Genomic DNA, 23,222 nt, shown 5'->3' with positions numbered 1-23,222 from the left:
TTCTCTCTTTTCGCTCTTAACTCCTCACTCCTTAAGCATGAATCTCCTTCTCATCGGGCATGATGCCAACCGCGCCGGAGCGCAGCTTGTTTTATTGAATGTAATGCGTCTGCTGAAAGCGGAAGGCTTTCAGATGCGCTTACTACTTGGGGAGGGAGGCCCACTTTTAGAAGACTATCAGGCGATTTGCCCCGTTACAATCTGGCCTACGCCCCCCACCTATGCCGTAGGAATTCTGGCCGATAAGGTTTTGTGGAAACTAGGTCAGTGGCAGTCGTTTTATGACCGAAAAACCAAAGCCCATCAGCAGGCGATTCGGACTCAACTCGCCTTGGACACGGTCGATCTGGTCCTGGTCAATACGGTTACCAGCAGCCGATGGTTTGCCCAATTGGCCATTCCTGCTCAAACACCTGTGGTTACGTTTGTCCATGAGCTGGATATGTCGGTTCGAATTTATACCCGACCCGATGAGCTGTCCTTACTACTAAAACGAACAAACCATCTGCTGGCTGTATCGAAAGCAACCGCCCGCTATTACGAGCAGGAGCATGGGTTCGATGCCGCCCGTATATCCTTATACACACTCATTGATACGCCTACCCTGGCGAAAAATGTACAGATAGCACAGCAGCAATCAACGCCCTATGCATCACTCGGTTTGCCAGCCGACGCGCTGATTGTGGGAGGGTGTGGTAATGCGGAATGGCGGAAAGGCAATGACCTGTTTGTGAGTATTGCCCGTCAGGTAATTGGTCGGTATACGGGCGAACAACCCATCCACTTCGTTTGGGTGGGTATGCCCAAAGGCACGCTGCACGACGACATCTGGCTGGATATTCGCAAAGCAGGGCTGGCCGATCGGGTACATCTGATTCCCCCCACTCCTGAAGTGCTCCGGTACACCAGTCGATTTGATGTGTTTGTGCTCTGTTCCCGCGAGGACCCCTACCCGTTGGTCGTGTTTGAGGCTGGTCTAAGTAGTGTGCCTGTCGTATGTTTCGATGGAGCCGGTGGGTCACCCGAACTGGTAGAAGCAGACGGTGGTTTCGTTGTACCGTACCTGGACCTGGATGCCATGAGCGATCGGATCGTTGAATTACTACAAAATCCTGACCTCCGTCGACAAATGGGCCAACGACTGGGACAAAAGATTTTAGAACGGCATCCGGCAAAACAAAGTGTTGATACACTCATACACTTGTTCAAGCAACTCACAGCCTAATTTATAGGAAATTAGCCGCACTAGTTGACTAATTTCCTACAGGCGAGGTTATGACTGCGCGATCCCGCTACCCGGTCGAATCCAGTTGGTATGAGCATCGTTACGTTTCTCGTAAAGGGATGCGTGAACCGACCCATTAGGACATCCGTTTTGTCGTCACTGAATTATCTGCTATCTTCCCAGCTTATTTATGACACTTGCTTTTACAATCTGCTCGATTAACTATCTGGCTCAGGCTCGAACGCTGGGGGAATCACTCCAGCAAACCAATCCTGATTATCGGTATATCATCGGGTTGGTTGACAAACTAAGCGCAGCCAACCTCCCCACTGAATTAATCCCTGATTACCCCATGCTCGAAGTGGACAAGATCGGGATTCCAGACTTTGGGGCCATGTGCGACCGCTACGATATTACCGAACTCAACACGGCAGTCAAGCCGTTTTTTATAGACTATTTTTACAAAACCTATCCCGACGCTACCGAAGTTATTTATTTCGACCCGGATATTATTGTATATCAGCCTTTACTGGATCTGAATAAAGCCCTGAAAACGTATAGCCTGGTACTGACTCCGCATACCTGCTCCCCCACCCCTGACTGGGAACGTCCAAACGAGTTACATCATTTGAACACGGGTATCTTCAACCTCGGATTCATTGGCTTACGGGCCGATGAAACAGCCCGTCGGTTTGTGAACTGGTGGAAAGAGCGCCTGGTCTATGAGTGCCGGATCGATCTTTGTGAAGGCTTGTTTGTCGATCAACATTGGGTTAATTTCGCCCCGGTTTACTTCGATAATGTACTGATCGATCACCACTTAGGGTATAATGTTGCCTACTGGAACCTGCACGAACGCTATTTCTTGCAGAACAAGGCCGGGGAGTGGCAGATTCGGGGAGCCATAGAGCCGCCTTTTCCGTCTGGTTCCCAACCGAACGTTGAACCGTTGCAGTTCTTTCATTACAGCGGTTACAATCCCGATCGACCCGATGAAATTTCGAAATACCAAACACGCTTTACTTTTGCCGATGCAAGTCAGGCCAAAGAGCAGCGTCCCGATGTACGCCCGCTATTCGATTTCTACCGCGAGCGGTTGCTGGCGAATCACAACGAACAGTATAGACAGTATCCGTGCGTTTACATTAAACCACCGGTAATACTTCGTTACAAACGAGTTCGTAAATTCCTTCAAACACCGTTCAACCAAGTTATTTCGCTGTTAGAATCGCACTGAGTATGAATGAGGGACCGCCTTTCCGGGAGCTCTGGACCTACCGTTTTCATAAGTATACCCACATAATCGGCAAGTTTTGGTCGGTTGGGATCAAGTATGTTCAGCTATGGTGGCTTAAACAAAGCAATGGACGTCGCCCCCTTGTCGCTATTATTCTTTCCGAACAAATGGGCGACATCATTGCCTGTGAGCCAGTAGCTCGGGAAGTTCGACGCAGGCATCCGAACGACTACATTATTTGGGTAGTGCGTAAAGCCTATCTTGATCTGGTCAAGTATCATCCAGACCTCGATGGGTACCTGATTGAAAAATGCCCGGGCGAACGGGTACGACTCCTCCAATCGGGCATTTTTGATAAGGTTTACAATCTGCATATTTCGCATCGAAAATGTAAGTACTGCCCCGAAGACCCCGTCAATCCGATAGCTGATCAGATTGGCCTGAACTTTGATAATTATTATGATCGGGGCGACCTGCTGTATGTTTTTCCACAGGCGGCTGGTTTACCTGCGCTTACCGCCGACCCCAAAATGTATATCCCGGAAGCGATTCGGCAAAAAATAGTCTCGCTATATCTACCAGCCAGGCCCATTGTCATTCACTGCCAGTCGAGCCACGTAATGCGCGACTGGCCGGCGGCAAACTGGAATAAACTGGTTCAGTGGATCCTTGACACATACCCTAACCCAGTTATTGAAATTGGGTTAACCCCTACCATAACCCTGAACCACCCGCACTATCGAAGCGTATGCGGCCAACTGAGTTTACTCGAAACGGCCGAAGTGATTCGACAGGCGTGTCTGTTTATTGGCATCGATAGTGGTCCTGCCCACATGGCGAATGCCGTCGGTACAGAAGGAATTATTCTATTGGGAAAGCTGTTCGACTTTGTCGATTATCTACCTTACTCAGGTCGTTTCAAGCGGGGCGAGGGCATTACCATCCTCAACCATTTCGATCACCACTGTGCCGATCTACCGTATAGCTGGGTACAGAAAGCGGTCGCCAAGCAACTGGGTCAGCCTAACTTTGCATGAAAGCATCAACACCCGTCAGCGTAAACGTCGTTATACCCGTTTACAAAACACAGCTTACTGACTATGAGCGCATTGCGCTAACTCAGTGCATAAACGTTTTAAAAAATTACCCGATTTGGTTAGCCACACCGCATTCGCTCGATATAGCCGCCTATCGCGAGATAGGGCCTAATTTGCAGGCCCGCTCCTTCGACGATCATTATTTTTCCGATATACAAGGCTACAATCGGCTTATGGTTTCAGAAGAGTTCTATCAGGCTTTTGCCGATCAGGAATATATGCTGATCCATCAGTTAGATGCCTTTGTCTTTAGCGATGAATTGGCGTACTGGTGTCAACAGAATTATGATTACATTGGTGCTCCCTGGCTACGTGACCGGGATTTTACGGGCCTGGGCGACCAACTTTGGTTTACGATCAAACAAAGGGTAGCCACTTGGCTGGATCTGAAAAAACCAGATGGTATTACCCCTCGGGAGATTATAAATCTGAACGGTGTTGGGTGCGGAGGTTTCTCACTTCGGCGTGTTCCGGCGATGCTACGCTGCCTGAAACCTTTCGCAAAAAAAATTGCTGAGTATAATCAACTTACTATGCACCAATACCACGAAGATGTATTTTGGGGTATTGAAGTGAATCGGTACTGGCCACACCTCCGCATTCCGAATTATCGGAAAGCATTGCATTTCTCGATTGAATTTTTTCCGCAATGGGCCGTTGAGCATTACAATCAAGGGCAATTACCATTCGGTTGCCACGCCTGGGATATTCATGGACTAACGTACTGGCGCCCCATTTTCGCCCAATACGGCTACCAAATATGACTGCGCGTATGACTACATCTGTGCAAAAACCAACTATTTCCATCGCCATCTGCACGTACAATGGCAAAACCTACCTACCCGTGCAATGGCATAGTCTGCTACATCAGCATCTGCTACCCGATGAGGTAGTAATATCCGACGACTGCTCTTCGGATGGTACGCCCGATTTGCTGAAGCAACTGGCCGACGAAGCGCCGTTTGACGTGCGTATTTTACCCAATACGACCCGCTTAGGCTATAATAAAAACTTCGAACGAGCTATTGCAGCCTGTAAGGGCGATCTGATTTTTCTTTGCGACCAGGATGATTTCTGGCTCCCGGAAAAAATCAGTACCATGACGGACTATATGGTTCAGCATCCTGAGGCCCAGATGGCATTCTGCGACGCCTGGGTTACGGATGAATACCTGGATGGGCGCGAAGAACGATTCTGGAAAGCCGTTCGGTTTGACGAAAAAACCAAAACCCGATGGCTGGCTGGAGAAATGATGGATGTTATGCTGGATGGTAATCGGATGATGGGCTGTGCTACCGTCGTACGGCAATCGTATTTACCCCTGATCATCCCTATTCCGAAGAACATTCCGGGGTATATATATGATGGCTGGATGGCCCTGGTTGCCGCTACCCAAAATGCCGTTCACTTTATAGACCAGCCTTTGCAGCTCTACCGAACGCATGTACAGCAACAAGTAGGGGTTCGACCACAGGAAGTTGGAGAACGCATTCGACTACGCGATCGGTTTACCCGACATAGAGCCCGTAAACTGGCCCCGTTGCATAAAAAGCAGATTCAATTAAATGTAATCAGCCAGCTTCTGAGCGAACGAGTCCCGCAGGATTCGCCAGGTTTGCCTCAACTTTATCGCCAGTTAGCTCATTACACCATGCGAAGCAATCTGCCTCCTAACCGTCTGAAACGGTTTATTCCCGTACTTACCAGTCTGTGGAAAGGCAATTACCATCGATACGTTGATCCGGCGGCCGACTGGTATGCACCTTATCTGGCGGTTTTGGGCGATTTGTTTGAATGACGTAGTTTTGCGCTTACTGTGTTACTTACCATCTGTACCCTTCGTCAATTACCCCAGGCGTTTGCCCTGGCCGATAGTTTCCGTCAGTTTTCGGCTACTGACCCATTTGTTCTGATTGGGTTGGCCGATGATCCTGCCCAGTTACCAACGGGTTTTACTTCGCCCTATCCGATTCTGCCAATTCAGGATATATTACCGGGTGAAGAGTTAAAGTCGTTGTCGGCTCAATACACGCCAACAGAATTTGCCGCAGCCTGTAAACCGTTGTTTATTAGCGAAGTATTCCGCCGGTATCCAGATGTAACTCGGCTTATCTATGCCGATCCGAATATCCATTTTTCGGCTCCTATCGATTCAATCTGGGCCCAGTTGGAGAAAGCCAATTTTGTGCTGACGCCATTTATCACCCGCGATCTTGCTCTGCCTGGTAGTACTGCCAAGTCGTGGCCCGACGAAAAGGCGTTCCAGAACATCGGACTTTATAATGCTGATTTTCTGGTCTTTAAGCGATCCGCTGAAACCGAACGGATGTTGGCCTGGTGGGATAATCGGGTGCGCGAACGAGCCAATATTGATTTCTGCGCTGGATTGTGTCTGGATCAGATTTGGCTTATGCATGTGCCGGTCTTTTTTCGCGATGTGGCTATTGTCAAAAATCCAGGCTGGCATGTAGGGCTTTGGAACCTTCCCGAACGAACCATCCATTCGATGGCCGATCGCTGGCAGGTAAGCGGTCCATCCAAGCAAAATCAACCCCTGCAGTTTGTTAATTTCAAGGGCTTATATAAAGCTGACGAGGGGTTTTTCCCGCATCAGAATCGCGTTATTCTGTCGAAACAGTCATCCATTGGAACATTACTGAAGAGGTATCAGCAGGCCGTTGCCCAGCAATCAGCGTCGGTATTTGAACCACTTCAGCCCGCTTATGGACTGAAGCCAGAAGCTCGGATCATTCGTGGCTGGCGTTATAAAACCATCCAATCAATGCAGGGTATAAATCGTTTTCTTGACCGGGTCTATCTGCCTGCCATTTGATAAGAGTATACGCCGAATAATCAGCATAGGTCAAGGATTTATCGCTAAATACCGTTATTTTTGTCGGCACGTTTTCTCAGAAAAATACAAACCGGCATTTGGTTTGTAGGTTTTCCTACATGAAAGTACTCTTCGACCATCAATCGTTCACGGGCCTGCCCTATGGGGGTGTGTCCCGCTATTTTTTTGAACTGATGCGTTCATTCACCAAGCGATCAGACATTGACTTTGAACTGTCGCTTCGGTTATCGAACAATGAATATTTAGATCAGGCTTCGTTTAGCAATCATTTTCGGTATCATGGGCTTGCCCAGATCCGGAATGCACACCGTGTTGCCTCCGTTCTTAATCGGTTATATAGTCTGCAACGGGTACGGGCCGGCAAATTCGATGTATTTCACCCGACCTATTATCATCGGTATTTTCTGAAAGCCATTGATAAAAAACCGTTTGTCTTAACCTTTCACGATGCTACCAGCGAACGTTTCGGCAAAGAGTATCCAGAGGTTGGAGAAGGGCTGTACGATTTAAAAAAGCAGCTTCTCCGTCGGGCCGACTGTATCATTAGTGTGTCGGAGTTTAGTAAGCAGGATTTGCTGCGTTACTTTCCCATCGATCCCGACAAGGTTAAAGTTATTCATTTGGGAACCCGCCTAAGTGATTCCATGCCCTTGTTCGATCCGCAAGCCCGGCCTTTTCCTGCCCCCTATCTGCTGTATGTCGGGAAGCGTGGGCTATACAAAAACTTTAATGGCTTTTTCCGGGCTGTTCAGCCGATCTTGCACCGCTATCCAGATCTGCACCTGATCTGCACTGGAGGTGGGTCGTTTACGCACGAAGAGCAAACGCTGTTTTATGCCAGCCGTCTGAACGAACAGGTGCATTATCGGCCCATAACCGATGCGGGTTTGATGAATCTGTACCAGCATGCCCGTGCTTTCGTTTTCCCCTCACTGAACGAAGGTTTCGGACTACCTGTACTGGAAGCGTTTAGTGGCGGTTGCCCGGTTGTGCTAAGCAATCGAAGTTCACTACCGGAAGTAGGCGCTGACGCAGCCCTTTACTTTGACCCTGAACATGATGATTCCATTGCTGAAGCGATCGAACGTATTGTTACCGACGATGCACTCTGCGTGGAATTGCGACAGAAAGGAACCCAGCGGCTCCAGTTGTTTTCGTGCGACAAAACGGCTCAGCAAACGCTGGAGGTGTATCAATCTATGTGCTAAGGCATGAATTCGAATCCAAACACGCTCCGGTCGTTTGTCACGCAACCCTATCGTCCATCCACCACTGACAACCTCGATCTGAGTAAATACCCAAAGCTGACGGTGGTTACGCCATCCTTCAACCAGGCTCAGTATTTGGAGCGGACTATATTAAGCGTTCTGAATCAGAATTATCCGAAGCTCGAATATTTTATTATGGATGGCGGCTCAACAGATGGCAGCCTTGATATTATAAAAAAATATGAACCCTACCTGGCTGGTTGGGTAAGCGAAAAAGATCGGGGCCAGACAGACGCCATAAATAAAGGGTTTCGGCAGGCAACGGGCGACTATGTGGCGTTTCAAAACTCCGACGATGTGTTTGCACCGGATGCATTCAGCCGGGTTGCCGAAGCCTGGCGCAAAGCCCCCCATACTGATGTTTTTTTCGGGGATATGTATATTACCGACGAAGAGGACGTTATTCAGGAAGAAATGCGGGCGCCAGACTTTTGTGTAGAATGCCAGGTTTATGAAGGCATGCAGGTGTTCAACCAATCGTTGTTCATGCGACGGGCCCGGCTGGAACAGGTTGGCTTGCTCGATGAAAGTCTTCGATTTGTGATTGATTACGAAATTGTAGCCCGACTGGGTGTACAGGCAGGCGCAACCTTTCGGCACGTTGACGGCTTCTGGGGAGGCTTCAGGGTCCAGCCTGACGCCAAATCGTCGACGATAGCCAGTTCGGTTGGTCTTCAGGAGCACCAGCTTGTTAAAACAAAATACCAGCCAATGCTGACCTCATCGCTGGGGGCATCATTCTGGCAGCGTTATTGTCGCTTACGCAAATTGCTGGCTTTTGTAGGTAAGGGCCAGTTTTCGTATGTTATACATCGGCTCAGGCTACGCCAGGCCCGATAACCGTTTTCGGTTTCCAGGTATGATAGGTCTCTCTTACCCCATACGCTGAAACCGAAAACCGAAACCAATGATCTGTTTATGAACGGTTTGATTCGTCTGTTTCGGTCTCTCGATTTTATGCGGATGGTGCTTGGCATCTGCATTATTGTTGATGGGTATCCACTTATATTCTTTTTTCGGGAAACGATGCGGCTGGCTCCAGGTAGTACAACCTTTACAGCTGTAGCTCTGGCCAGTGGCTTGTTGCTCATGGTGCCGTTTTCCATTTTCCGGCGACTTTACCGCCCCAATATCACTATGTTCTGGATGGGCATGGGGTATATTACCCTTAGCATTCTGTACATGTTCATCTTTAATGGTGTACCGGGCTTTCAGGATGCAGGCCGGGATATGATTTATTTCACGTACATATTGATTTTCATGTTTCTGCTGATCAATATTCCGAATGAAATCATTCCTTATTTTATCCCGGTGGTTGTCTGGTTCACGTTAGCCTCCAACCTGGGGCTCGTTTATTCGCTGATAACGGACCCAACCTGGGCAATTGGCCAACGGGCTACTATTACGCTGAACAATGGTGACCCTGGTTCTGGAAACCCCCACGCATTTTCGCGAAATGCCTATATGGGAGTTGTAGCCTGTGCTATCTGGCTGGTCCGTCCTAACACGCTTCTGATTTTTCGGCTACTGTCTTTTTTCGCCGGTGTGCTCAACATTGCCATATTGGTATTGACCCAAACCCGTTCTGCCATTTTGGCTTTTCTGGTTGCAGTTTGCTTTTTCCTGTATTTCAATGTACGACCCGCCCAGATTCGTACTGCTGCCCGTAGTCTGGTAAAACCAATCCCGATTATGGTTATGGTGGTAGGGTTTCTTGGTGTTGTCTATTTCTTCCAGCGGAACATCACCACCTATCTCATTTTATACGATTATGTAACGGCTTTCTTGTCGCGAAACATGGAAACCGTTTATGCCATGCTGGGCCTTAAATCGGCTGGTCACGACTATAAGGCCGTGCTGGATGACTCTACAGCCAACCGTTCGGTCAGTACCCAGTTTCTTCAGTTAGTTATATTTAGCCATATGCATATGCTTATTTTAGGCTATGGCTATAAATATCTTTACCTGGATATTCCCATACTGGAGTCGATTATCAATCAGGGCATTTTAGGATTCGTACTGTTTGGTGGGTTAAATTGGCTCATTCTGAAGCAAGCCTGGCGCATTATGAAGACCAACCCCAATCCGTTAAGTATCTTTTTAGCCTACTTTTACTTCCTGATTTTGGTCCAGGCATTCACGAATGGTCGCCCAAATGAGATTTCATTCTGGTTTCCAATCTGTCTGATGATTCGATTTATGGGCGTAGAGCATTTATTTCCAGCCCACTTATCGGATAAACCTTCGATAGCCAGCCCAGAGAAGTATGTCGTTGTGCCAAGTCCTGAACCTGCCTGATGCGTATTCTCATTGTCCATAACCTATTGTGGGCCCATTATAAATCGAGTGTTTTTCAGGCATTACAACAATTGGTCGACCAGCAAGCCGATCTGGTCGTCAATGTGCTACAGATTGCTCGCAACGAGCGCTCGCGGGCAGGGCTGGAGGCATCATCTGACGAATCGATACCTACCTATTCCTATCAGCACGAGTTACTTTTCGACACGTATATTGAGGAAGTTAGCCTATCACAACGCATTCGGGCACTCCTAAAGCGAGCAAGCGCGTTTCGGCCGGATGTTATCAACCTGACTGGTTATTACGACCCTGCCCAGCTTGTATTGCTGATCTGGGCGAAAAGTAAGGGCATTCGGGTGGTTATGCAGAATGAAAGTACGGCTGTAGATCAACAACGGGGCGGCTGGAAGGAACAGTTAAAACGATCGGTTTTTCGGCTGTGCGATGGGTTCTTTTGCTTCGGAAGCCAGGCTGCCGATTACCTCATCCAACTCGGCGTACCTCCTGCTAAAATTCTGCTCCGTAAAAACGCGGTTGATAATCCCGCAATAGTAGCGGCTTACGAACGAACATTACCCGAACGGGATTCTCAACAGCAAGTAGCTGGTTTACGCCCTAAAAACTTTATTTTCGTCGGGCGGCTTATCGAAATTAAAAACCTCCCCATGCTTATTACGGCCTTTGATGAAGCCAGCAAGCGGTCGATAAATGGAAAAGAGTGGGGGTTAATACTACTGGGCGATGGTGCTGAACACAACAGACTGACCAATCATATTCAGCATCTGGGCATTGCTGACCAGGTAAGATTGCTGCCGGGCCGACCCTGGTTTCGAGTACCTGAGGTATTGGCTCTGAGTGATGTACTGGTATTACCTAGCCAATCAGAGCCATGGGGGCTCGTCGTCAATGAAGCCATGGCCTGTGGGTTGCCTGTCATTGTCTCCAATCGGTGTGGTTGTGCTGTTGACATCGTACATGACGGACAAAACGGCTTTGTTTTTAATCCTGACCAACCAACCCAATTAACCTCTCGGCTGATACAGTTTATGGATGGAACCGTCAATACCCGGCTCATGGGGCAGTTTGCTAAAGAGTTCATTGCCCCCTATGCGCCTAAAGCCGTAGCCCAGGAAATGCTTGACGGATTTATCAAAATCACGAAATAATCGGTTATTTCGCGGCATCTATGCGAATTTTAAATATCTGTGCATACACCTGGCAAACGGGTGGCCCCCCTAAAATCATCTTCGACCATACACAGGTTGTGCTTCGGTATGGCCATCAGGTCGACATTTTAAGTCCAATTTCTCCCGGCGAAAAGCCCTATACTGTACCCGAAGGAGCCCGGTTGATTTTGTGCAAGCGAACGCCTGGTATTAGTCGCTTTTTTCGGGAATTTTCTATAGAGCTTTATCAGTATCTTAAGGAACATATCCATGAGTACGACGTCATTCACTGTCATGGATTATGGCACTTTGGGACATTGTCTCCCTTTATGCTCGATCGTTCAGTAGCTAAAGTCATAACCATTCACGGAGTGCTGGATCGTTGGGTGTATGCCCATAACAACTGGAAGAAGCAGCTCATGGATACGTTGGCCCAAAAGGCCTACTTGCGCCGGGCCGACTTGGTTCAGATCAACAATACCGATGAGCAGGAAGACGTACTGCGTTATCTTGGTGAGCGCCATCCCAACATCGTCATTATTCCGAATGGTGTAAAACGGAGCGATTTTGTGCAGCTTCCTCCCAAAGGAACATTCAGGCAAAAATTCAATTTACCTTCGGATAAAAAGCTGGTTCTGTTTATGAGCCGACTGAATATCAAGAAAGGACTGGATATTCTCCTGCCCGGCTTTAAAGACTACCTTATCAACCATCCCGATACCGTACTAGCCATTGCTGGTTCCGACGATGGGTATGAAGCCGCTACCCGCCAATTTATTGAGCAGCATAACCTGGGCGGGTCGATCCGGTTGGTCGGAATGCTTACGGGTGATGACAAGAAAGCCGCTCTTGTTGACGCCGACTTATTTACGCTTCCCTCCTATTCTGAAGGCTTTTCCATGGCGGTACTGGAAGCGATGGCTGCGGGTACACCTGCCCTGGTCTCCGATCGAGTTGGTTTTGGAGAGGCTATACGCCAACACAAAGCTGCTGGTCTGTTAAGCAACTTAACGGCAGAAGCCGTTACAGAAGGTCTGGAAAACCTACTCACCAACGATCAACTTCGCCAGCAGGTAGCCACCAATGCCTCCAATATGGTAAAGACGTATTACGATATTGATATAGTAGCGAAGCAATTGCTGGATGAGTACGTAAAAATCTGCAGGAAAAAGTTATAATACCCCTTCACCCCGACTGCTAAAGCGAAACCGTTCGTTGAATCACGCGTTCCCAATTGACCTGTTTGTCGGCTTCGGCCAGGTCAACGAATGGAAATTCAATGAGGAGTTGTTTCAGCTTTGGCAGGCACCCCTTAAGCCCATAGTAGGATTTAAATCGCCGTACCCGACTTAGGCCAGGAATCATAGGCTGCTCCGCATCGAAATCGCGGGGGTGGAAATAGGTCATGACATAAGGTGACCGACGCATCAACCCTTTGATAACCGAATATGGAAACAACCGAAAGTAGCCCCCACCCGAAAAAATCAGGTCCTGCCCAACTACGGCAGCCGTATTGATAGGAAACTCCTTGAGGAGTGTACCATCCACATTCAGATACCCTGGCTCAAACATATTCAGTGAGGCATCGCCCCCGTGCGCCCGTCGAGCCGAAAAGACGGAACAGTCAATCTCGATCCCTTGTTCGATCAGAATCGGAAACACCCACCGATTGTAGGCTTTTATCGAAAAACCCGGTGCGCGGTACGACCGAACTTTTTTGCCCGTTAAATCCTGCAAATGTTTGATCGAGCGTGTTAAATCTTCCTGAAACTCCTGGGGCGTTTGCTCGTAGGCGAGTTGATGGGCATACGAATGCGTAGCAATCTCATACCCAGCCGCATCGATACGTCGGATCACATCAGGATGCTTGTCTGCTACCCAGCCAAGACAGAAAAAAGTAGCCCGGCTTTTTGTATCCTCCAAAAGCTGGAAAATCAAATCCATATTTTGGTGAATACGGGTTTCATAACGTCCCCAGTCGGCTTCGGTGCGGGTCGATGCATTGTCCAGAATATGAAACCACTCTTCAATATCAAACGTAAGGATATTCATAAAAAAGGGAGGAAAGGGAGAAAAGAGAAAGGAAGTAAAGGGATCATGTTCCATCCATTCCCCATTCACTCCCTTTCCGTTATTTCGTCCTTCTTTAATAAAATCGCTTTCCTGCAGCCCGGAAAGCCTGCACATCCTCACGGGTAGGAAACGTAAAATACGTCATCTGCGAGGCATCATTTTCAATCAGTTCGTACTTACCCGAGTGAATTTTATCAATCGATTCCAGAATGGCATCCATGCCCATTTTCTTGGTCACGTCAATCAATTCAGCCTGGCTCATATTCCCGATAGCCAGTTTTTTCTGCACCAGAATGGGACCACTGTCGATGCCTTCGTCCACAAAAAAAACGGATACCCCTGTGTGGGTTTCACCATTTTTCAGCACCCAGAAAGAAGGCATCAGGCCACGGTATTTGGGCAACAAGGCTGTATGCAGGTTAATGCAGCCATGCGTTGCCACATCAAGCAATTTCTGTCTGAAAATCTGGTTACCCGCAATCGATACAAACAGGTCAGGTTTGTAAGCCCGAAGCTTATCGAGGTTCTCATCTTTGTTGATATTCCCTTCGATATGAATCAGCGGAATGTTCCGGTCGGCAAGCACCTTCCGAACATTATTCTGACTGTTTAATTTAGATGAAACGAACTTGAAACCATACCGAACAAAAAATGGGAAGCCGAAGATGTCGTAGGTCTTTTTCATCTTCTCAGTAAATGTTTCTCGCTTTCCAAATGGTGATACATCGAATACGACCGTTGCTACCACTTCGGCATAGGGTGGCAACTTCTTCAATAGATAATCAATATTACGAGCAAGATAGAAAGGATCATCCTGAGTAAGGATCACAAGGCGCATAACCGATTCGCAAATGTTAATGCCACAAAACTACGTATTCCACCGAAAAGGCAAGATTAGTTTCTTATCGAATGAGCAATTTTCGACGGATGGAACGGCCCTCAGTCGTTTGGAGGTCGACGATATAGAACCCGGCACTAAGGTCTGCCACACTTAATGAGAAAGCCTTCACAGCACTTCCATGCCAATTTTTCACCACCCTACCGACTCCATCCCGTAGTGTCAGGTCGGTAAATCTGATTTGATCAGCCTCCACATGAAGCATCCGATCAGTGGCCACCGGATTCGGATACAGTTGTACCAGCGGCTCAGCCGGCTCTACCCCCAGAACCAACGGTTTTGTCGTGACTACGTTACTGTATACTGATTCCGACGCGCTACTATAGGCCCGCAGTCGATAATAATACGTCCCATACATATCCGGCAGATTAGGGTCCGTAAATGTAGTAGCGGTGCCGTTCAGAACCGCGATCTGCTTAAACCGATTTGCCACCGTATCGGATCGCTCCAGAATTTGTACGTCGGATCCAGCCGAGGCAACCCAGTTCAATTGAATTTGCTTTTCGGATAACGGTTTGGCAGCCAGCGTCGTAACGGTGGCAATGGCATCGGCAATGGGCACATCAAACGAAAAAGCCCGCATACCCCGTGCATTTCGGAGGGTAGGGCCATCGTAAAAAGCGGATACCTCATCGGAGAAAAATGCGGGTAAATACCGTAACCTTTTCGCCGTAACGGGCTGCGTCAGGGCGAGCTTTACCCGGTTACCACTAGGTGTACCCGTCTTTACGAATCCCGGCTGTCCATCCAGGTAAAAATAATCTTTCTGGTAGCGAGTAATCAGGACCTGCCCAGTCGCGAAATTAAAAAAGGTGGTGTCATTCTTCCAGAGTACCTGATCCGTAAACTCCATCGTGACGGAATCTTTCTGAGAATTGTAAAATACCCGCTTAATATCAGGCGAATTAATCTGGATCGTATCCTTTGAGCCATAAATGTCACGGGCGATCTGCCGAAATTGTTCAAAAGCAAGCCGTTGATACGCTAACGGTTCATAGTGAACGCCATCGTATCCAGGCGTTCCTACCGTAGCGATCGTCTCGACGTTCTTAAATAAATATTTCGTTCGGCGCTGAAAATCGCGTAGGGCAGCCGCACTATCCTGCGGATTAGCATTATTCAGGATGTTGATCTGGCCAACATATAGGCGCATGTCGCCATAATCTTCCCGGAACTGGTTATAAAGCGTTCCAAACTTTCCAGCATAGTTTTTCGTACCTGTACCTGCATCTTCTTCCCCCTGCCGCCAGATAATGGCTTTAGCCAATTTAGCGGCACCTGCCCATTTCGCCCTGTAGAGCAAATCCCCATAAATTGTATTCGGATTGGCGTGGTTGTTGGGGTCGCGAAGCATCAATGCGTCAATACCTGTTCCCCCTTTAGCCCCATTGAGCACACAGGTAGGTATACCGTAATACTGTAGAATCAATCGCTGTAACGTAAGGCCCAATCCACCTACACTGGCATAAGGCTGCTTAGCTGGGTACCAGGCTATTTTATCCGGTGATTCACCTGCTGCATACCCTGCATTGCGCAAGTATTTATCATCAAAACTATACGAATAGTACTCTTCAAGCTGGGCTAGCGCCAATGCGTTGGATTGCCCATGAATGATGAAAAAGTCCCCGCAAACAACCCCATTTTGATTGGCAATCAGGACCGAATCCGTCTGTGTGTAGACATACACCTTAAATGTATATTGGGCCCGTTCCGCTTTGATCACAGACGAAAATCGGAACAGTGTACTATCTACGTTGGGAGTCAGTGGCTTGGTTTGAATACTAATCAGTGAATCTTCTCGCCATACTTCCATGTTGATCTTTGTAAACCAGGGCGTGTAATTGATGCCACTGATCACCACTTCGGCCTGATTATTCGCATCTCTGGGAAAAAGCTGGTAGGGATGCGGCATCTGTAGAAAAACTACCTGAGCCGATGTGGTGAAATAGTACAAAAACAATATGACTGTAATGTAAAGTGCCTTCACAAGCTTTGCTGAGTATAAAAAAAGTTATAATATTGCATCATCCTTCCACAGAAGAACGTGATGGTAAAATAAGGCTTTTTTTACATAAACCGGCAAAAAAGGCTATTTATTGAGCAAATAGTAACTTTAAGTATGACCGACGTATCTGTCATCATCCTGACCCACAACGAGGAAAAGCACATTGCTCGCTGCCTGGATAGTCTTCTCCCGTTTACGGATAAAATCTTTATTGTTGATTCATTTTCGACCGATCGTACCGTTGAGATTGCCCGGTCTATGGGGGCAGTTGTCGTACAGAACGCCTGGGTAAATTACGCAACTCAGTTCAATTATGGCATTGAGCATACACCTTTCCAGACGGCCTGGCTTATGCGTATGGATGCCGACGAGTACGTGATGCCCGAATTAGCTTCTGAAATCAATCAACGCCTGAATACATTGCCCGATCCTATTGGTGGTGTATATGTAAAGCGTCGGGTATTTTTTCTGAATCGCTGGATACGCTACGGTGGTTTCTATCCGATCTGGCTGCTTCGTTTATGGCGCAGAGGGGATGGTTTTTGTGAACAAGTATGGCATGATGAACACATAAAATTAACAAAGGGTGAACCAATACATTTCGATCACGACATTGTTGATCATAACCTGAACAACCTGACCTGGTGGACGCAGAAGCACAATCATTACACCATTCTGGAAATGATTAACCTGCTCAACTACCGGCATCAGTTTGATCAGGCCGAAAAAGTACAACCCCGTTTTTTTGGAACGCAGGATCAGCGAATTCGATTTTTAAAGGAAATGTATGCGTCTATGCCCTACTTCACCCGGCCTATCCTCTATTTCGTGTATCGCTACTTTATACGATTGGGCTTTCTGGATGGCCGGCCGGGGTTTGTCTGGTGCTTTTTACAAGGTTTGTGGTATCGTTTTCTGGTCGATGCCAAACTGCTGGAACTGGACATTCGAATTGGTAACGATAAAGAAGCGATTATCAACTACTTTAAAACCGAGTACGGTAAAGACCTCCGGGCTATTCGCCCGCAACAGGTTACTCAATCCTGACTCCCAATTCAACCGATCGTTCATTCAGGAACAAGACTAGTATGACGGAACAGATCAACGGAAAAACAGACCTGTCACGCTTCGACAATAGCTGGTACGACCACGGCCCACGGTGGCGGGTTGTGCTCTGGTTTCTTGTGAACGCCTATTTTTTAAATACCTATTTACCTATACCAGTTAGCCTCAAAATAGCGGTATTACGTTTGTTTGGAGCTAAAATCGGGCGTAATGTGATGATTAAACCAGCGCTAAATGTCAAATATCCCTGGTTACTGGAGATTGGGAATTACGTCTGGATTGGTGAGCAGGTTTGGATCGACAATTTGAGCCAGGTAGTCATCGGCGACAATGCCTGCCTATCGCAGGGAGCCATGATTCTGACGGGCAACCACAATTACCGAAGCGCAACCTTTGATCTGACAACCCAGCCGATTACACTAGCCGATGGGGTTTGGATTGGGGCAAAATCCGTTGTATGTGCGGGTGTCCGTTGCGAATCGCATTCTGTACTGTCGGTCAATTCAGTGGCCACACGTTCATTGGACGCCTACAGTATTTACCAGGGCAATCCGGCAACCTTTGTCCGAAAACGAACCATAACGGCGTGAAAGTTTCTATTATAACGGTTGTTTACAATGGTGCAGAATTTATTCGGGACTGCATCGAATCGATTCTGAATCAGACTTATCCAGATATTGAATACATCATCGTGGACGGAAAGTCGACGGATGGAACGGTCGAGATTATACAGTCGTACGGCACTAAAATTGCTCGATTTATCTCAGAACCCGATAAAGGCTTATACGATGCCATGAACAAAGGCATTGGTTTGGCTACTGGCGAAGTGATCGGTTTACTGAATGCGGATGACTTTTATCGGCACAATCGTGTGATCGAACATATGGTATCGACGTTCGAACGAACAGGCAGTGATGCCGTTTATGGTGATATGCTCTATGTTGACCGGGTAAATCCTCAACAGCTCAAGCGATACTGGCGCTCGGGCTGGTACAGCACAAATGCTTTCCTGTGGGGTTGGATGCCTGGGCACCTTTCGTTCTTTGCGAAACGCTGGCTCTATGAGCAATATGGCCCCTTTCGACTAGACATGAAAAGTGCCGCCGATTACGAACTCATGTTACGGTTCATTCACAAAAACAAAGCCAAAATTGCCTACATGGATGAGGTTACGATTGTGATGCGGGCTGGCGGAATTAGTAACAGTAGTCTTCAAAACAGGCTACGTGCAAACCGGGAAGACAAGCTGGCCTGGGAGCTTAACGGGCTCAAGCCTTACTTTTTCACCTTATGGTTAAAACCTTTGCGCAAGCTCAAACAGTATGTAAGCAAACCACCTGAGCCTACCAATCAGTTGTAATCTCTACCGTTAAATCAGATTTTCTTTGCCTCATTAGCTAAACCCATGAATTTTATGCTCCTTACAGCCCCAAAACCCAAATATCCGGTTGGCTTAGGTAGCATTACTCGACGCAAACTGACGAAAAACCCAGTAAGGGAATCAGTATCTTAACGTCCTGCCTTATGAACATCGACTTATTCATTGCCTACCTACAACATAAATTCAAAGACGATCTGTTTACACTCGGACTGTACCAGTGCGTATTATCGTTTCTGGTCGCCTGTTTTGTTTCGGTCGTAGCGATCCCGGTTATTATTAAAATCTCCGAGTTGAAATCACTCATGGAGAAACCTGGTGAGCGTCGGGCGCATTCTACCCCCACCCCTACCTTCGGTGGAATCGCCATTTTTGCCGGTCTGCTCATTTCGTATTTCCTATGGCCAAGTATTGACCAAACCGAGATTTACCGGACAAATCTGTCCATTGCCGGGATGACCATACTATTTTTTATCGGTATCAAGGATGACCTGGTGGGGATCGACCCTGCGAAAAAGATCATGTTTCAGGTTCTGGCAGCTATGATTCTGATTTTCTTCGGCGATCTGCGCGTTGATTATCTGTATGGCATTATGGGTTTTCATCATGTGGCCGAAATTGTTGGTATACTGCTCACCTGTTTCATTTTCATTGCGCTTACTAATGCCATAAACCTCATCGACGGGATTGATGGCCTGGCGGGTGGCATTGCTACCATTGCCAGCGGTACATTTGGGGGGTGGTTTTTAATGACCAACCATTTCTCGATGGCTTGTTTAGCCTTCACGCTTGCCGGAGCATTGTTAGGCTTTCTGCGCTTCAACTTCTCGAAAACGAGTAAGATCTTCATGGGTAATACCGGCTCGCTGATTATTGGGTTCATGCTGGCTTTCTTCGCGGTTCGATTTGTCAGCCTGAATGCATCTTACCGATATGAGCCTACCGCTTTTTTCAATGCGCCCATTCTGGCCATTGTTGTGCTGATTATCCCCATTTTCGATACTTTGCGGGTATTTCTGGTTCGGATACTGGCCGGACGCTCTCCCTTTTCTGCCGACCGCAATCATATGCATCATATTCTTCTTGATAACGGCTTATCGCATATTGGTGCAACAGCCGTTCTATGTGGTGTTTCGTTATTCAATACCATTCTGTTTTTGTTATTACACCGGAATATTTCCAATACATTCTCTCTCGTCATTATTGCTGGGTTATTTGGCGTGTATATGCTGGTTAGTTTTGGTCTTAAAATGCGGGTGAAATATATAACCACGCATCCACGTCGACGACGAGCTGTACTGCGCCGTGAATTACAGAGCGGTATCACAGGCAAACGAATTGTCGATTATTTATAAAACGGATTGCATAAAAAAGCCCTCTGAAAGACTCAGAGGGCTTTTTTATGCAATCCGTTTTCTTCACTTACTTTTTATCCGCCTTTTGCAATAGCTGTTGAACAAGCTGTTTTAAACTTTGTAATTCTTCCTCTACCGATTTGAGTTTCTGCTCCTGTTGCTGATTAACCGTCCGCTGCTCCTGATTGTCTTTCTCAAGTTGGATACTGTATAAGGTTAGCTCTTCTATCTTTTCCAGCAGCTTTGCGTCGGTTTTATGAAGGTCGTTCCCCTGTTCAACCATTTCTTTAGCAGATGGTACGCCGGGAAGGTGCTTATTCCTTTGTATAAATTGCTGAACTTCACTCAGACTTTTTAGTTGATATGTCGGTTCAAATACATGGTCGCTCCAGTCGGCTGAGTTCTTGATCGCTACTTTGATTTTTTCGGTTAAAATTCCATCCTGCACATACAACTTATATCCTACAGGTATTTTTGTAACCAAAGCTCCTATTACTACAGCATCGTCCCGAACAGGAAACAAATTTCCATTCTGACGAAGCCACAGATTATCGCTGGTCCCGACGTTCGTATTACTAACTACTGACGTTGAGACGACAGTGGTCGAAATTACCGTACCCGAAGCCACATTAGCCAGATATACATCTCCGTTCGCATTGACGGTCAAAACCTTTGTGACCGTTCCTGTAGGCACAAAATCGGATGTCAGGTTCGTAAAGCGTAAACCACTCACGCCAGAACTCGACGAAGTAATCTCTAATTTGGCATTTGGAGCCGTAGTGCCAATGCCCACATTGACACCGTTACCAAGGATAAGCGAATTGTTGGCCGTAACCTGAGCGTTACTACCGATAGCCACTGCATTTATTAAACCCGCCCTCCCATCGGCAGGACCGGCATTATATCCAATAAAGACATTTTCCTGACCAGTAGCATTATTCGACCCTGCCCCCTGGCCAATAAACACATTATTGCCACCGGAAGTATTTTTATAACCCGCATTATGACCAATAAAGACATTTTCATTGCCATTATTGGTATATCCACTTCCGCTCCCCAAAAATGTATTAAATGTGCCTGACGTATTTTGAACCCCGGCTGAGAAACCCATAAATAAGTTGTAACTACCCTCTTTATTTGCACTCCCAGCATCTCTTCCAATAAATACATTACTAGAACCTGAGTTATTACTATATCCAGCATTATGCCCTAGAAATGCATTGTACTCACCAACCTGATTAGAATAGCCTGCACCACTACCTAAAAACAGGTTAAAAACGCCAGATGTATTATTTAAACCGACATTGGTACCCATAAACGTATTCCCACTACCCGTCGTATTCTTTTCACCAGTCCGAAGACCAATAAATGTATTATCAGTGCCTGTTACGTTACTATACCCAGATGCATACCCCATAAACAAATTCTGAGAGCCCGTAGTCGTAGAAAAACCAGCCTGAGATCCTAGAAAGAGGTTTCCACCTCCCGTCGTATTTGCCTGTCCGGCATTTGCGCCACTAAACAAGTTGTGAGAACCTGTTGTCGTGCTCTTACCAGAATTTACACCCAAAAACGTATTATCCGTTCCGGCGGTGTTGGCCTGCCCCGACAGATACCCGACAAACGTATTTTGGCCACCCGTTGTATTGGCATATCCCGCCTTAGCACCAATGAAAACATTTTGTGATGCCCCATTGCTAAAGCCAGCCGAATCACCAATCATAATCGTATGATGGGCCGTTGAATTGGAATAGCCTGCACGAGTACCTATTGCAACATTACTATAACCGGATGTATTCGTATACCCACTATTGCTACCGATAAATGTATTTCCCATACCAGTTGTATTGGAAAAACCCGTTTGCTGGCCAATAAACACATTACCCTCTCCACTCACATTGCGAAAACCACTTCGGCTCCCCAGAAATGTATTGAATCGACCAATTGTATTTGTCTGTCCTACACTATCACCCACAAATACATTCGAAGAGCCCGATGTCGTATTCCTTCCGGCCGTTGCTCCGATAAATGTATTTTGTGTTCCGGTCGTATTGGAACGCCCCGATAAATAGCCTACAAACGTGTTGACTCCGGCTGTGCTGCTATACCCTGACTGAAACCCCACAAACGTATTTTGTATCCCAATTTGACTCAGGAAACCAGCCTTGGAGCCTATAAATACATTATTTCCTACGGTGTTGGTATACCCGGCCGAATCACCGACCAGTACATTATTGGAGCCCGATAAATTACTGTAGCCAGCCCGAATACCCACCGACACGTTGTTCGACCCTACTGTATTCGAATAGCTTGACGTGTTACCGATAAATGTATTATTGAGTCCTGTTGTATTGCTAAAGCCTGTACTCTCTCCCAGGAACACATTCTGGGCTCCAAGGGTATTGTTGTATCCTGCACGATACCCATTGAACGCGTTATATGACCCGGTTGTGGTATTAAAGCCCGCTTCCGTGCCAACAAACACATTTTGTGACCCAGTCGTACCCGCTCGGCCGGCATTGAAACCAAGAAATGCATTCCGGGCTCCGGTCGAATTATTATATCCGGCAAAACTGCCAATAAATGCGTTTTGAGAGCCCGTATTTCTATACCCGGCGAAACTACCGATGAACGCATTGTCGACTCCCGTTAGGTTAGTATAACCAGCATATGTCCCCAGAAAAACATTCTGTGAGCCAACCGTATTGCTATATCCGGCATACGAGCCTAAGAATGAATTGGAAAAGCCTGTTGTGTTAAACTGTCCGGCATAAGCACCTATAACGGCATTCTGAGAACCAATTGTGTTATTGGTACCTACATTGATACCAACAAACGTATTTTGAGAACCTGTTGTATTAGCCTGCCCGGTTCCAAACCCCATAAAGACATTGTAATACCCCGTAGTGGTCGATTGGCCTGCATTATAGCCCATAAATACGTTGTACAACCCACGCATGGAGCTATTCCCGGCAAAAGGCCCAACCAATGTATTGAAATTACCGGGCGTGACCGAGTTAGGCGTTGTAACGGCATAGTTTGACTGGCCTAGTACAAACGAAGGTAAGCCCCAAACAAACAACCCAATTACGAACCAATTTCCATTGAAAAGTCGAGATATAGATACCATCATAATCTATGCCAAGTATGAAACGTGAGAAAACCGGAAAAGTCAATTACCAAATGTACACGTATAGTGCCCAACTTAGTCATTGACGATACTTCATTATTTACTGTCCGGTAGCCGTTAGCGCGTATATTCTGGTCATATATCGTTGAGATGCCCAATTGAATCACCACAAA

The 23,222-nt window shown here is 47.1% G+C and carries 19 protein-coding genes; 15 read left to right on the top strand and 4 right to left on the bottom strand.

The window, feature by feature from the left end; translation table 11 throughout:
- The first annotated feature begins 37 nt into the window (after window positions 1-37).
- From B153_RS0107075 to B153_RS0107025, 11 genes are all read left to right on the top strand, one after another.
- Window positions 38-1,225 carry a glycosyltransferase family 4 protein gene (locus tag B153_RS0107075; RefSeq protein WP_020595991.1) on the top strand — a complete coding sequence of 396 codons (1,188 nt, stop codon included), beginning with the start codon at window positions 38-40 and terminating at the stop codon, window positions 1,223-1,225.
- A 190-nt stretch (window positions 1,226-1,415) separates the two neighbouring features.
- Window positions 1,416-2,462 carry a glycosyltransferase family protein gene (locus B153_RS0107070; RefSeq protein ID WP_020595990.1) on the top strand — a complete coding sequence of 349 codons (1,047 nt, stop codon included), beginning with the start codon at window positions 1,416-1,418 and terminating at the stop codon, window positions 2,460-2,462.
- A gap of 2 nt (window positions 2,463-2,464) precedes the next feature.
- Entirely contained in the window at window positions 2,465-3,499 is a 1,035-nt protein-coding gene (locus B153_RS0107065; RefSeq protein WP_020595989.1) for a glycosyltransferase family 9 protein, read from the top strand.
- Complete coding sequence (locus B153_RS0107060; protein ID WP_020595988.1) at window positions 3,496-4,323, top strand: DUF5672 family protein; 828 nt, start codon at window positions 3,496-3,498, stop codon at window positions 4,321-4,323. The genes B153_RS0107065 and B153_RS0107060 overlap by 4 nt, the downstream gene beginning before the upstream one ends.
- 8 nt (window positions 4,324-4,331) lie before the next feature.
- Window positions 4,332-5,357 (top strand): glycosyltransferase, encoded by a 1,026-nt coding sequence (locus B153_RS0107055; RefSeq protein ID WP_157634599.1) that lies wholly within the window; start codon window positions 4,332-4,334, stop codon window positions 5,355-5,357.
- Window positions 5,358-5,375: 18 nt separating this feature from the next.
- A complete protein-coding gene (locus B153_RS0107050; RefSeq protein ID WP_020595986.1) occupies window positions 5,376-6,392 on the top strand; it encodes a hypothetical protein in 1,017 nt (338 codons plus the stop codon).
- Window positions 6,393-6,511: 119 nt separating this feature from the next.
- Window positions 6,512-7,621 carry a glycosyltransferase family 4 protein gene (locus B153_RS0107045; RefSeq protein WP_020595985.1) on the top strand — a complete coding sequence of 370 codons (1,110 nt, stop codon included), beginning with the start codon at window positions 6,512-6,514 and terminating at the stop codon, window positions 7,619-7,621.
- Window positions 7,622-7,624: 3 nt separating this feature from the next.
- The gene (locus B153_RS0107040; RefSeq protein ID WP_020595984.1) at window positions 7,625-8,521 is read left to right on the top strand and encodes a glycosyltransferase family 2 protein; all 897 of its coding nucleotides are present in this window, start codon (window positions 7,625-7,627) and stop codon (window positions 8,519-8,521) included.
- 78 nt (window positions 8,522-8,599) lie between these two features.
- Window positions 8,600-9,979 (top strand): hypothetical protein, encoded by a 1,380-nt coding sequence (locus tag B153_RS0107035; RefSeq protein ID WP_020595983.1) that lies wholly within the window; start codon window positions 8,600-8,602, stop codon window positions 9,977-9,979.
- Entirely contained in the window at window positions 9,979-11,145 is a 1,167-nt protein-coding gene (locus tag B153_RS0107030) for a glycosyltransferase family 4 protein (protein ID WP_020595982.1), read from the top strand. The genes B153_RS0107035 and B153_RS0107030 overlap by 1 nt, the downstream gene beginning before the upstream one ends.
- A 20-nt stretch (window positions 11,146-11,165) precedes the next feature.
- A complete protein-coding gene (locus B153_RS0107025) occupies window positions 11,166-12,323 on the top strand; it encodes a glycosyltransferase (RefSeq protein ID WP_020595981.1) in 1,158 nt (385 codons plus the stop codon).
- Window positions 12,324-12,342: 19 nt separating this feature from the next.
- Here the strand turns inward: B153_RS0107025 and B153_RS0107020 are convergent, their stop codons facing one another.
- The 3 genes from B153_RS0107020 to B153_RS0107010 all read right to left on the bottom strand — a co-directional run bounded on the left by B153_RS0107020 (window position 12,343) and on the right by B153_RS0107010 (window position 16,070).
- Entirely contained in the window at window positions 12,343-13,197 is an 855-nt protein-coding gene (locus B153_RS0107020) for a polysaccharide deacetylase family protein (protein WP_026261959.1), read from the bottom strand.
- Between the two features lie 94 nt (window positions 13,198-13,291).
- Complete coding sequence (locus B153_RS0107015) at window positions 13,292-14,056, bottom strand: methionyl-tRNA formyltransferase (protein WP_020595979.1); 765 nt, start codon at window positions 14,054-14,056, stop codon at window positions 13,292-13,294.
- A 64-nt stretch (window positions 14,057-14,120) separates the two neighbouring features.
- Complete coding sequence (locus B153_RS0107010) at window positions 14,121-16,070, bottom strand: sialate O-acetylesterase (protein ID WP_245564843.1); 1,950 nt, start codon at window positions 16,068-16,070, stop codon at window positions 14,121-14,123.
- Window positions 16,071-16,235: 165 nt separating this feature from the next.
- On the opposite strand from B153_RS0107010, the gene B153_RS0107005 reads away from it, so the two are divergent.
- From B153_RS0107005 to B153_RS0106990, 4 genes are all read left to right on the top strand, one after another.
- Window positions 16,236-17,168 carry a glycosyltransferase family 2 protein gene (locus tag B153_RS0107005; RefSeq protein ID WP_020595977.1) on the top strand — a complete coding sequence of 311 codons (933 nt, stop codon included), beginning with the start codon at window positions 16,236-16,238 and terminating at the stop codon, window positions 17,166-17,168.
- 41 nt (window positions 17,169-17,209) lie between these two features.
- Complete coding sequence (locus tag B153_RS0107000; RefSeq protein WP_020595976.1) at window positions 17,210-17,776, top strand: WcaF family extracellular polysaccharide biosynthesis acetyltransferase; 567 nt, start codon at window positions 17,210-17,212, stop codon at window positions 17,774-17,776.
- Window positions 17,773-18,546: a glycosyltransferase family 2 protein gene (locus B153_RS0106995; RefSeq protein ID WP_020595975.1), complete on the top strand. Its 774-nt coding sequence runs from the start codon at window positions 17,773-17,775 to the stop codon at window positions 18,544-18,546. The genes B153_RS0107000 and B153_RS0106995 overlap by 4 nt, the downstream gene beginning before the upstream one ends.
- 164 nt (window positions 18,547-18,710) lie before the next feature.
- Window positions 18,711-19,919: a glycosyltransferase family 4 protein gene (locus tag B153_RS0106990; protein WP_020595974.1), complete on the top strand. Its 1,209-nt coding sequence runs from the start codon at window positions 18,711-18,713 to the stop codon at window positions 19,917-19,919.
- 67 nt (window positions 19,920-19,986) lie between these two features.
- Here the strand turns inward: B153_RS0106990 and B153_RS37475 are convergent, their stop codons facing one another.
- Complete coding sequence (locus B153_RS37475) at window positions 19,987-23,052, bottom strand: beta strand repeat-containing protein (protein ID WP_020595973.1); 3,066 nt, start codon at window positions 23,050-23,052, stop codon at window positions 19,987-19,989.
- Between the last annotated feature and the right edge of the window lie 170 nt (window positions 23,053-23,222).

It is taken from the genome of Spirosoma panaciterrae DSM 21099 (assembly GCF_000374025.1).
Lineage (GTDB): Bacteria > Bacteroidota > Bacteroidia > Cytophagales > Spirosomataceae > Spirosoma > Spirosoma panaciterrae.
Note: the sequence above shows the minus strand (reverse complement) of the source record. Positions and strands in the feature narration are given on the sequence as shown.

Bases quoted from the DNA above. Each gene is read 5' to 3' on its own strand.
- B153_RS0106990 (WP_020595974.1), top strand. From the start codon at position 18,711: ATGAACATCGACTTATTCATTGCCTACCTACAACATAAATTCAAAGAC.
- B153_RS0107055 (WP_157634599.1), top strand. From the start codon at position 4,332: ATGACTACATCTGTGCAAAAACCAACTATTTCCATCGCCATCTGCACG.
- B153_RS0107045 (WP_020595985.1), top strand. From the start codon at position 6,512: ATGAAAGTACTCTTCGACCATCAATCGTTCACGGGCCTGCCCTATGGG.
- B153_RS0107020 (WP_026261959.1), bottom strand. From the start codon at position 13,197: ATGAATATCCTTACGTTTGATATTGAAGAGTGGTTTCATATTCTGGAC.
- B153_RS0107005 (WP_020595977.1), top strand. From the start codon at position 16,236: ATGACCGACGTATCTGTCATCATCCTGACCCACAACGAGGAAAAGCAC.
- B153_RS0107070 (WP_020595990.1), top strand. From the start codon at position 1,416: ATGACACTTGCTTTTACAATCTGCTCGATTAACTATCTGGCTCAGGCT.
- B153_RS37475 (WP_020595973.1), bottom strand. From the start codon at position 23,052: ATGATGGTATCTATATCTCGACTTTTCAATGGAAATTGGTTCGTAATT.
- B153_RS0107075 (WP_020595991.1), top strand. From the start codon at position 38: ATGAATCTCCTTCTCATCGGGCATGATGCCAACCGCGCCGGAGCGCAG.
- B153_RS0107040 (WP_020595984.1), top strand. From the start codon at position 7,625: ATGAATTCGAATCCAAACACGCTCCGGTCGTTTGTCACGCAACCCTAT.
- B153_RS0107035 (WP_020595983.1), top strand. From the start codon at position 8,600: ATGAACGGTTTGATTCGTCTGTTTCGGTCTCTCGATTTTATGCGGATG.
- B153_RS0107030 (WP_020595982.1), top strand. From the start codon at position 9,979: ATGCGTATTCTCATTGTCCATAACCTATTGTGGGCCCATTATAAATCG.
- B153_RS0107065 (WP_020595989.1), top strand. From the start codon at position 2,465: ATGAATGAGGGACCGCCTTTCCGGGAGCTCTGGACCTACCGTTTTCAT.
- B153_RS0107025 (WP_020595981.1), top strand. From the start codon at position 11,166: ATGCGAATTTTAAATATCTGTGCATACACCTGGCAAACGGGTGGCCCC.
- B153_RS0107000 (WP_020595976.1), top strand. From the start codon at position 17,210: ATGACGGAACAGATCAACGGAAAAACAGACCTGTCACGCTTCGACAAT.
- B153_RS0107060 (WP_020595988.1), top strand. From the start codon at position 3,496: ATGAAAGCATCAACACCCGTCAGCGTAAACGTCGTTATACCCGTTTAC.
- B153_RS0107015 (WP_020595979.1), bottom strand. From the start codon at position 14,056: ATGCGCCTTGTGATCCTTACTCAGGATGATCCTTTCTATCTTGCTCGT.